Origin of the sequence: Pseudomonas sp. PA-4-8C (assembly GCF_021606625.1) — a bacterium.
GTDB classification, from domain to species: Bacteria; Pseudomonadota; Gammaproteobacteria; order Pseudomonadales; family Pseudomonadaceae; genus Aquipseudomonas; species Aquipseudomonas lactis.
Window position 1 is genome coordinate 1 of the sequence record NZ_WKCD01000217.1, and the last position, 9,642, is coordinate 9,642.

The following is a 9,642-nucleotide window of genomic DNA, read 5'->3' on the forward strand; positions in this document are numbered from 1 at the left end:
CCACGCGCCATCCATGGCGCGGGGCGGCTAACCCGGCGTCCTGCCGGGTTACCCACGAATTCAAGCCTGCGTTCGGCCAGCGTGGTTTAACGGGGCGCCTGAGATCAAGATCAAAAGCAGATCAAGATCAAGAGCGACTCGCTTCGCATCGTGGTTACCGTCAAAGTGGGGCGTTACTACGCTATTGCCACCTCACGCCCGCAACGACAACGGCGGCACAAAACTCTCCAATTCATCCTCCACTGCCTCGATGATGCGCTCAACATCAGCCGCGTTCATCACCGTAGCGCACGGAATCCCCGCGATAGCGATCAACGTCTCGCCGCTGGCCCGGTCGAACAGGCGGACGATCATGCTGCCGGGGGCGTCCATGCTGCCCTCGAAGCCCATCGGGTGAAAATGCCAGCGCATCAGCTGGCAGGCGTTGGGGAATGTCACTTTGTTCATGTTGCCCACCTTGTTCATTGAGCGCTTCCTTTAGCTCGCGGCAGGGGCCAGGACCTTCACTGGTCATGACAGATAAGGACTTAAAAATAGCATTCGTTCGCAACTGCAAGGTGACTTTTTTGGGCCCGTTCAGCGGTTCTTTCGCCTAATTTTGATATGGATCATGTCCTACAGAGGAATAGGCAAAAGGCCATTAGTCAGGCGCTCGATTTGACTCTTGAAGAGGCTGGTAAACTTCGGCAGTCTCAAGTATTTTTCCCGCGATAGAGCCCGATATGCCCGACATCGCGCCAGACGATGAGTATCAGAATTCCCACGCTACCGGCGCGCTGGTGCTGCGCCATCACTTGTGCTGGCGCCATCGCGATCTGGACGGAGTGATGGCCTACTATCACCCCGAGATCCAGTACCACGATTTTTTCCAGAACCGTGTGGTGGGCTATGCCGAGTTGCGCGAGTACTTGCAGGCCAGCATGCCCCGTGAGGCAGACGAGGCGATTGAACACACCGATCGCATCCGCGCCGATGGCGATACGGCGTTTATCCAGTACCGCATCACGTTGCGTGGCGGCCAGGGCCTGGTGTCGTTTCGTACCAGTGAGGCCATTACGGTGCGCGACGGGTTGATCTGGCGGGTGAATGAATATGCGTCCCTGGTGCACGAGCAACCGACCCAGGCGCTGCGCCCGACGGTCAGCCGCCTGGGTCTGTCGCCCCAGCAGTTGGGTTATATGGCCAATGACCTGCAACAATATTTCGAGCGTCAGCAACCGTACCTGGACCCGGAGCTGGACCTGCAGCGGGTCGCCAAGGCCTGTGGCTACAGTCGCAACCAGATGTCCTACCTGCTGAACCAGGTGCTGGGGCAGAGCTTCTATCGCTACGTCAACCAGGCGCGACTTCAGCATTTGCTGGCCGCGCTGGACTGCGCCACACCACCCATCAAGGTGGATGATCTGGCCTTTGCCGCCGGTTTCAATTCACTTTCGGCGTTCTACAGCGCTTTTCGCCAGCACACCGGGCAATCGCCCAAGGCGTACCTCAAACAAATTTCTCTGCGTGCACGCGCGCAAGACAGCCCCTGACGCTGCGCTCTAGGATCGACCCTATCGAACCGAGGTAGGGGAACCTGGCATGCCGGCATGGCGCAGTATCAGTTTATGGATGGACCAACTGGACGACCCGCTGGTGGCGCGGCCGTCGCTGGAGCACGACCTGGACGTCAATGTGGCGATCATCGGCGCCGGCTACACCGGCCTGTGGACCGCCTATTACCTGAAGCGCCAGGCCCCCGAGCTGAAAATTGCAATCATCGAGGCGCAAACGGCCGGTTTCGGCGCATCCGGGCGCAATGGTGGCTGGTTGATGGGCAACCTTTTGGGAGAAGACCGTCTTCTGGCAGGGCTTGCCCCCAAGCAGCGTCGCGCTTCGTTTGACCTTTTGCATGGCATTCCCGATGAAGTGGCCCAGGTGCTGGCGCGCGAAGGCATTGACTGCGATTACCGCAAAGGTGGCGCCTTGTATTGCGCCGCACGCTACCCCGAACAGGAAGGCAGCCTGCGCCGCTATCTGGACAAGCTGTACGCCCAAGGCCTCACCGAAGCGGACTACCGCTGGCTCAGCCCGCAGCAATTGGCCGAGCAGGTCCGCATTGCCAAGCCTTATGGCGGCATCTATGCCCCCCACGTCGCGACCATCCACCCGGCGAAACTGGTGCGTGGCCTGGCGCGGGCCGTTGAGAACCTGGGTGTAGCCATCTACGAGAACAGCCCCGTGACCCATTGGCAGTCCGGCAGCCTGCGCACCGCCAAGGCCAGCGTGCGCGCCGCCTGGGTGGTGCCTGCTGTCGAGGGTTACGCCAATACCTTGCCGCCGTTGGGCCGCTATCAGTTACCGGTGCAGAGTTTGATCGTTGCCACCGAACCGCTGCCGGCCAGCACCTGGGCAGACATCGGGCTCAGCCAAGGCCAGGCCTTTGGCGAGAGCAGCCGTCAAGTTACCTACGGCCAGCGTACGGCCGACAATCGCCTGGTGTTCGGCGCCCGTGGCGGTTATCAATTTGCCGGCAAGTTGCGGCACAACTTCGACCTGACCGACAGCGAAGTGGAGTTGCGTCGCTACCTGTTTGGCGAACTCTTCCCACAGCTGAAAAAGGCCAGGATTACCCACTCCTGGGGCGGCAACCTCGGCATGTCGCGCCGTTTTCGACCGCACATGCTCTGTGACCACAGCACCGGCGTCGCACTGTCCGGCGGCTATGGCGGGGAGGGCGTGGGGGCCACCAACCTCGGCGGCCGCACCCTGGCCGATTTGATCCTGGGTCGCGACACCTTGCTGACCCAACAACCCTGGGTGATTCGCGAGGGCGGCCTCAAAGCACTAAAGGCCTGGGAGCCCGAGCCGTGCCGCTGGCTGGGCTACAACGCGATCATTCGCAGTTTTGTTCATGAAGATCAGGTCTTGGCCAACCCCAACACTGCGCCCTGGCGTCGCAAGCTGGCGACCGGCATTGCCGGTTTCATGGAAGGTTTCATGCACTAAGTCGTTCCACCCACAGGGGAAAACCCATGAGCATCACCCAATTCAAAGACACGCTGAACACCCCTCTGCCGGATTCATCACCGGTGGCGGCGCCCCTGGGCGAGCCCATCGCCGTGGCCTCCACGCTGAGCGTGGAGCGCAACGACGGCGTCGAGACCGGTATCTGGGCCTGTACGCCGGGGCGCTGGCGTCGGCAGATCACGTCCCAGGAGTTCTGCCATTTCATCCAAGGGCGCTGCACCTTCACGCCTGATAACGGGGAAACCCTGCACATACAAGCCGGTGACGCACTGATGTTGCCAGCCAATAGCACCGGTATCTGGGATATCCAGGAGACCGTGCGCAAGACCTATGTCCTGATTCTGTAACGCTTTGATCCTTGATCGCCTGCCATAAAAAGCCCTAAAACCGCCAGGAAATCGAACCATGAAAGCCATTGCCCTGTTGCCCTTGATGTTGGTGGCCTCTATCAGCCAGGCCGCTGAGACTGTGAAGATCTATAACTGGTCGGACTACATCGCACCGGACACCACCAAAAATTTCCAGCAAGACACCGGCATCGGTTTCACCTACGACGTGTACGACAGCAACGAAACCCTCGACGGCAAGCTGATGACCGGTAAATCAGGCTACGACGTGGTATTCCCCTCCAACCATTTCATGGCTCGGCAGATCCAGGGCGGCGCCCTGAAAAAGCTCGACAAGAGCCAGTTGCCCAACTGGAAGAACCTCAACCCGGTGCTGCTCAAGGCCCTGGAAAATAACGACCCTGGCAATGCCCACGGCTTCCCGTACCTGTGGGGCAGCACCGGTATCGGCTACAACATCGACAAGGTCAAGGCGGTACTCGGCGACAATGCCCCGGTGGACTCCTGGGACTTGATCTTCAAACCGGAAAACATGGCCAAGCTGCAAAAATGCGGCGTCGCCATCCTCGATAACGGCCCCGAACTGCTGCCTGCCGCGCTGAATTACCTGGGCTTGCCGCACCACAGCAAAAAAGCCGAGGACTACAAAAAGGCCGAAGCCCTGCTGATGAAAGTGCGACCTTACGTGGCGTATTTCCATTCTTCGAAATACACCGCCGACCTGGCCAATGGCGATATCTGTGTAGCCGTCGGTTTCTCCGGCGATATCCTGCAGGCCGAAAGCCGCGCCAAGGAAGCCAAGAACGGCGTGAATATCGGCTACAACATTCCCAAGGAAGGCGCAGCGATCTGGTTCGACATGGTGGCCATGCCCGTCGACGCACCGAATGAGAAAGCCGGCTATGCGTTCATGAACTACCTGCTGCGCCCCGACGTGATGGCGAGTATCACCAACTACGTGCACTACGCTAACGGCAACGCGGCGGCCGACAGCCTGGTAGACCCGGCGATCAAGGCCGATACAAAGGTGTATCCAAGCGCGGAAATGATGGGCAAGTTATTTGCACTGGAGGCCATGCCGTTGAATATCGACCGGGTGCGTACTCGGGTTTGGAACACCATTCGCACAGGGCGATGATTAATAAGATAACAGCGCTGGCGTAAAGGGCGATAAGTCATCGGTACGGGTGAGATAAATAATCACGTCATAGTTAAGACATTTGATGTCAATTATTTGGAGTAGAAACTGTTATTGCCTGCGTGAGAGATTTCGATCCGCAACGCGTAACACTTTCACATACACTCATTATCTGACAGGTGACTTATATGTCCTCAATACAAAGCCTTCCCACTGGCGGCACGTGGACCCAACCGGAAAACAGCCCGCCGACCTTGCGTGGTACAGACCAGCGTGAGCGTCTGGAAGCCAAGCGCGGCGAGCCCTCGGTGCTCGTCGGCGGCGGTGGTGCCGACCAGTTGGTGGGGCGCCAAGGTGAGAATACATTCAAATATGAAAAAAGCACCGACTCCCTTGGCGATGACCCAGACACTATCTTGAATTTCAACCCAAAGGAGGATGAGATCGATGTGTCCGGAGTTTTAAAAGAAAACAACATCTCAGCCATTAATATCCAAACAGGCCCGCCCGTGGACGTGGGTGATGTGCAACTGACCCACGAATTTGGCGTAAGCACCTTGAATATCAAGGTTAACCCTGAAGGGCCGAACTTTTCTGTGCGAGTGGACGGGGTAAATCTCTTGCCGGAGCATATTAATTTCTTTCAGTAGGATTAAGCCTATGGGTTCTCCAAGTCATGGCCCAACGACTGAATGAATAACGAAAACAACTCGGGCTGCGACGAGATGTCCAGCTTGGCGTACAAATGCCTGCGGTGCACTTTTACCGTGTCCGGCGAGATCTTCAGGCGTTCGGCCATGGCCTTGGAGGAGAACCCACGCAACACCAGGCGGGCGATTTCCAGCTCGCGGTCCGACAGCACACCGCTGCCGAAATGACTCAGCGCATCGCGAATCTGGCTGTCCATAGCCGGTGCCCGCTGGGTGCTTTGCTGCCAATGCTGCTGCATGAGCGGCAACACCCAGGCCGACAGCGTGGTCAACAGCCCGGTTTCTTCAAAGCTGAAGCGCCGCTGCATGCCCAGTGACAACGACAATGTGCCGGCGCCAGGCAATTGCAGGATCAACTGCACCTCGTCTTCCAGCACGTTGTCGTGGAAGTAATTGAGGAAGTACTCACTCTGGCGGAAATGATCCGGCGCCACTTCCTCCAGGCGGTATACGCCGCTGGCATAGTGCTCGCGGCAGGCTTGGTAGAACGGGTCGAGCAGGTACAGGCCGTTGAGGTACACCAGCATCGATGCCGGTTTGCTGCTGGGTTGGGCGTCGTACTCTTCCAATGCCTGGGGCGGGCCATCCAGCGGGTAGAAAATCGCCAGGGCATTATCGAAGGGCAGGCATTGGTGCAACAACAGCACCAGTTGCTTCCAGAACCGCTCGGTGCCGATCTGAGACAAGGTGCGGCCCAACCCCGCATGCATACCCACTTCCCGGAACAGGCTCATCCAACCATCCCCACCCTAAAATGATCGGCCAAGGGTTAGGCTTCTGGCGGGCACCGTCAAGGGGAGTACGCCAATAGGGGAATTGGCCGACAGCCCTGCCAACCGATAACGTCGTCACTGTCCAACGGGAAGCATATCCCGAGCAAATATCATTTTTCGTTTCTGCCTCACACCAAAAACAACGACAGAGGATAACGATATGAGTGCTACCCCCGCGCCCGATGGCGTGCTCAAGCCCACCCTGAGCGTCTTTGATGTAGTAGCCATTACCGTTTCAGCGGTAACGCCGGCCAGTTCCGTCTTTGTGATCGCCCCGTTTGCCATCCAGCAGGCGGGCAGTGGCGTGTTCCTGGCGTTTGTGATGGCGGCGCTACTCGCGTTGATGTTCGCCTTTTGCTACGCCGAACTCGGCCGCGCCCATAACAGCGCCGGCGGCGAGTATGTGTATGCCAAGCGCGTATTTGGCGGCATGGCTGGTTACGCCACCTTCCTGACGGTGCTGGTGATGTTGTTGTTTATCCCGCCGGTATTGGCCACCGGTGCGGCGACTTATCTGAATAACGCCCTGGGCACCAAGTTCGACGCGCAAACGGTCGCCCTGGTGATCGTGGTGTGCAGCTACGCCCTGGGCATTCTCAATATCAAGCTCAACGCCTGGATTACCGGCACCTGCCTGCTGTTGGAAGTGGCAGCGTTGCTGGTGATCGTGGTGATCGGCTTCGGCAATCCGGTGCAGCCGGCCAGTGTGTTGTTGCAGCCGCAGATCGTCGAAAACGGTGTGTTGCACCTGGCGCCTTGGGCCTTGGTGATCGGCGCCGTCGGCATTGGCCTGTTCTCGTTCAACGGCTACGGCCCGGCGGTGTTGCTGGCTGAAGACATGAAGTGCGGCGGCAAGGGCGTGCACAAGGCGGTGCTCTGGTCCCTGGGGTTGGTGGTGGTCATCGAGTTGGTACCGATCACCGCGCTGTTGATCGGCGCGCCGTCCCTGAGCGAGATGATCAGCAGCCCCGACCCGATCGGCTACCTGTTGACCAGCCATGGCAATGAAACCCTGTCGCGGTTGGTGAGCGCCGGGATTTTCCTGTCGGTGTTCAACGCGATCGTCGCCATCGTGATCCAGATTGGCCGGGTGGTGTTCAGCAGCGGTCGCGATGCGCTGTGGACGCCGAGTATCAACAAGCTGTTCACGCGTATTCACCCGCGCTGGGACTCGCCGTGGCTGGCGACGCTGTTCCTGGCGATACCCTCGGCGCTGTTGAGCTTCAGCTCTAACCTGGCCGACCTGACCTCATTCAGCGTGCTGCTGATCATGCTGGTGTACCTGGTGGTGGCGCTGAGCGCGCTGATGAGCCGGGTGCTGCTGCGTGATCGCGAGCATCCCTATCGCATGCCGTTATGGCCGCTGCCGGCATTGCTGGCGGTGCTCGGTGCCGGTTACCTGCTGGTTACCTTGATCCTGGAGGCCTCGGTACGCGACATCATGATCATCATCGGCTTGCTGGCCCTGTCGGTGATTTTGTATTGCATCAGTGGCCGGTTGAGTCCGGCGTTTCAGAAACTGTAAGGAGTGGGTATGCGTGCACGTCAATTGGGCATTACGTTGGGGTTGGGCATGCCCGGCGAATTGAATGCCATCACCGATGTTCCCGGGGTTCGCGTCGGCCATGCCACGCTCAAGGCGCAGGTCGACGGCAAGCAGGTGCGTACCGGCGTTACGCTGATCCAGCCGCGTGCCGGGGAAGCGCGGCATCAACCGTGTTTTGCCGGCTACCACGTGCTCAACGGCAATGGTGACGCCACGGGGCTTGAATGGATCAGCGAGGCGGGGCTGTTGACCACGCCGATGGCGATCACCAACACTCACAGTATCGGGGTGGTACGCGACAGCCTGATCGGCCTGGAGCGCGAGCGGCTGGCGGACCCGGCGGTGTACTGGTGTATGCCGGTGGTCATGGAAACCTACGATGGCCTGCTCAACGATATCTGGGGCCAGCACGTGCGCCCAGAGCATGTGCGCCAGGCCCTGGACCAGGCGGAAAGCGGCCCGGTTCAGGAAGGCGCGGTGGGCGGTGGCACCGGCATGATTTGTCATGAGTTCAAGGGCGGCATCGGCACCGCGTCACGGCGGTTGCCAGCGGAGCGGGGCGGCTGGACCGTCGGCGTACTGGTGCAGGCCAACCATGGCAAGCGCCAGGAGCTGCGGGTCGATGGCTACCCGGTGGGCCGTCACTTGATGGACATTGCTTCGCCCTTTGCCGAGCAAGGTACCCCCGGCATGGGCTCCATCGTGGTGATCATCGCCACGGACGCCCCCTTGCTGCCCCACCAGTGCCAGCGCCTGGCACAGCGTGCGTCCATCGGCATCGCGCGCACCGGTGGAGGCACCGAGGATTCCAGTGGTGACCTGTTCCTGGCCTTTGCCACCGGTAACCAGGATTTGCCACCGGCCGACTATGGGCGCAAGGACCTGCCGCTCAGCACCGGCTTGCAGATGGTCAACAATGATCATATTTCGCCGCTGTTCAGCGCGGCGGCAGAGGCGGTGGAGGAGGCGATCATCAACGCCATTCTGGCGGGTGAAGACATGACCACCCAAGACGGCGTCAAGGTGCCGGGCCTGGCTGGCGAAACCCTCTTGGCAGCCCTGCAACAGTGTGGCTGGAGTATGTCCCGGTAATGGGGGGCAGCGCACTTTAATAGTGCGAATAGTGGCTCTTTAATGTTGCTAATGACACCGTGACAATATATTGGATCCATTAATCAAGTGGGCCGCTCACTTAGAGTGGCTTTACTTGTATTTAATATTTAAATAGTGGTGAGCGCCGATTCGGCCACACAAATGCAACGGCCCCCAATAAACACTGCGTGCGACTTCTGCAACTTGAACCTGCGTCACAATTGTGCGATGGAAATAGATGTAGACGAAAGATTTCAAGTTGTGTCAGTTTTCTTACGCCTTCAAAAGAGGTGAGTGATAGGACTATCCTCGCCCGCGAGGTTCCTATCGAACAAAGACTGATGCACTTGCAAACAAGGAAGTACGTTTATGTCAAAAGTAAAAGACAAAGCTATTGTATCTGCCGCGCAAGCCAGCACTGCTTACTCGCAAATCGATAGCTTCAGCCATTTGTATGACCGTGGCGGCAACCTCACGGTCAATGGCAAACCGTCCTACACCGTGGACCAGGCAGCGACCCAGCTGCTGCGGGATGGTGCTGCGTACCGGGACTTTGATGGCAACGGCAAGATCGATCTGACCTACACCTTCCTCACCTCGGCTACCCAGAGCACCATGAACAAACATGGCATCTCGGGGTTCAGCCAGTTCAACACCCAGCAGAAAGCACAGGCCGCACTGGCCATGCAATCCTGGGCGGATGTTGCCAACGTGACCTTTACCGAAAAGGCTTCCGGCGGTGACGGCCACATGACGTTCGGCAACTACAGCAGTGGCCAGGACGGCGCCGCGGCCTTCGCTTACCTGCCCGGTACCGGTGCAGGCTACGACGGCACCTCGTGGTACCTGACAAACAACAGCTACACGCCGAACAAGACCCCGGACCTGAACAACTATGGCCGGCAGACCCTGACCCACGAAATCGGCCACACCCTGGGCCTGGCTCACCCTGGCGACTACAACGCCGGGAACGGCAACCCGACCTATATCTACGCAACCTATGGACAGTAAACGCGTGGTTATAGCT

General features: G+C 59.0%; 9 protein-coding genes and 1 pseudogene. 8 read left to right on the forward strand and 2 right to left on the reverse strand.

The window, feature by feature from the left end; genetic code table 11:
- Positions 1-192 precede the first annotated feature (192 nt).
- Entirely contained in the window at positions 193-465 is a 273-nt protein-coding gene (locus tag GIW04_RS23130; protein ID WP_034135599.1) for a DUF1652 domain-containing protein, read from the reverse strand.
- A 257-nt stretch (positions 466-722) separates the two neighbouring features.
- Here GIW04_RS23130 and GIW04_RS23135 point away from each other — a divergent pair, with 257 nt between their 5' ends.
- The 5 genes from GIW04_RS23135 (at position 723) to GIW04_RS23155 (ending at position 5,144) form a co-directional block, all read left to right on the forward strand.
- A complete protein-coding gene (locus tag GIW04_RS23135; protein ID WP_034135600.1) occupies positions 723-1,532 on the forward strand; it encodes a helix-turn-helix transcriptional regulator in 810 nt (269 codons plus the stop codon).
- A 49-nt stretch (positions 1,533-1,581) separates the two neighbouring features.
- Entirely contained in the window at positions 1,582-2,988 is a 1,407-nt protein-coding gene (locus tag GIW04_RS23140; protein ID WP_034135601.1) for an NAD(P)/FAD-dependent oxidoreductase, read from the forward strand.
- A 26-nt stretch (positions 2,989-3,014) separates the two neighbouring features.
- Positions 3,015-3,356, forward strand: coding sequence for a cupin domain-containing protein (locus GIW04_RS23145; RefSeq protein WP_003191142.1), 342 nt, complete (start codon positions 3,015-3,017; stop codon positions 3,354-3,356).
- 58 nt (positions 3,357-3,414) lie between these two features.
- Positions 3,415-4,494, forward strand: coding sequence for a polyamine ABC transporter substrate-binding protein (locus GIW04_RS23150; RefSeq protein ID WP_034135602.1), 1,080 nt, complete (start codon positions 3,415-3,417; stop codon positions 4,492-4,494).
- 188 nt (positions 4,495-4,682) lie between these two features.
- Entirely contained in the window at positions 4,683-5,144 is a 462-nt protein-coding gene (locus GIW04_RS23155) for a M10 family metallopeptidase C-terminal domain-containing protein (protein WP_003191145.1), read from the forward strand.
- An 8-nt stretch (positions 5,145-5,152) separates the two neighbouring features.
- Here the strand turns inward: GIW04_RS23155 and GIW04_RS23160 are convergent, their stop codons facing one another.
- A complete protein-coding gene (locus GIW04_RS23160) occupies positions 5,153-5,938 on the reverse strand; it encodes a helix-turn-helix transcriptional regulator (protein ID WP_003191146.1) in 786 nt (261 codons plus the stop codon).
- A 199-nt stretch (positions 5,939-6,137) separates the two neighbouring features.
- On the opposite strand from GIW04_RS23160, the gene GIW04_RS23165 reads away from it, so the two are divergent.
- The 3 genes and pseudogenes from GIW04_RS23165 to GIW04_RS23175 all read left to right on the forward strand — a co-directional run.
- Positions 6,138-7,502 carry an APC family permease gene (locus GIW04_RS23165; protein WP_003191147.1) on the forward strand — a complete coding sequence of 455 codons (1,365 nt, stop codon included), beginning with the start codon at positions 6,138-6,140 and terminating at the stop codon, positions 7,500-7,502.
- Positions 7,503-7,511: 9 nt separating this feature from the next.
- Positions 7,512-8,615 (forward strand): DmpA family aminopeptidase, encoded by a 1,104-nt coding sequence (locus GIW04_RS23170; protein ID WP_120248022.1) that lies wholly within the window; start codon positions 7,512-7,514, stop codon positions 8,613-8,615.
- A gap of 369 nt (positions 8,616-8,984) precedes the next feature.
- A pseudogene (locus tag GIW04_RS23175) lies at positions 8,985-9,623 on the forward strand (matrixin family metalloprotease); the annotation flags it as partial.
- Between the last annotated feature and the right edge of the window lie 19 nt (positions 9,624-9,642).

Bases quoted from the DNA above. Each gene is read 5' to 3' on its own strand.
- GIW04_RS23130 (WP_034135599.1), bottom strand. From the start codon at position 465: ATGAACAAGGTGGGCAACATGAACAAAGTGACATTCCCCAACGCCTGC.
- GIW04_RS23135 (WP_034135600.1), top strand. From the start codon at position 723: ATGCCCGACATCGCGCCAGACGATGAGTATCAGAATTCCCACGCTACC.
- GIW04_RS23140 (WP_034135601.1), top strand. From the start codon at position 1,582: ATGCCGGCATGGCGCAGTATCAGTTTATGGATGGACCAACTGGACGAC.
- GIW04_RS23145 (WP_003191142.1), top strand. From the start codon at position 3,015: ATGAGCATCACCCAATTCAAAGACACGCTGAACACCCCTCTGCCGGAT.
- GIW04_RS23150 (WP_034135602.1), top strand. From the start codon at position 3,415: ATGAAAGCCATTGCCCTGTTGCCCTTGATGTTGGTGGCCTCTATCAGC.
- GIW04_RS23155 (WP_003191145.1), top strand. From the start codon at position 4,683: ATGTCCTCAATACAAAGCCTTCCCACTGGCGGCACGTGGACCCAACCG.
- GIW04_RS23160 (WP_003191146.1), bottom strand. From the start codon at position 5,938: ATGAGCCTGTTCCGGGAAGTGGGTATGCATGCGGGGTTGGGCCGCACC.
- GIW04_RS23165 (WP_003191147.1), top strand. From the start codon at position 6,138: ATGAGTGCTACCCCCGCGCCCGATGGCGTGCTCAAGCCCACCCTGAGC.
- GIW04_RS23170 (WP_120248022.1), top strand. From the start codon at position 7,512: ATGCGTGCACGTCAATTGGGCATTACGTTGGGGTTGGGCATGCCCGGC.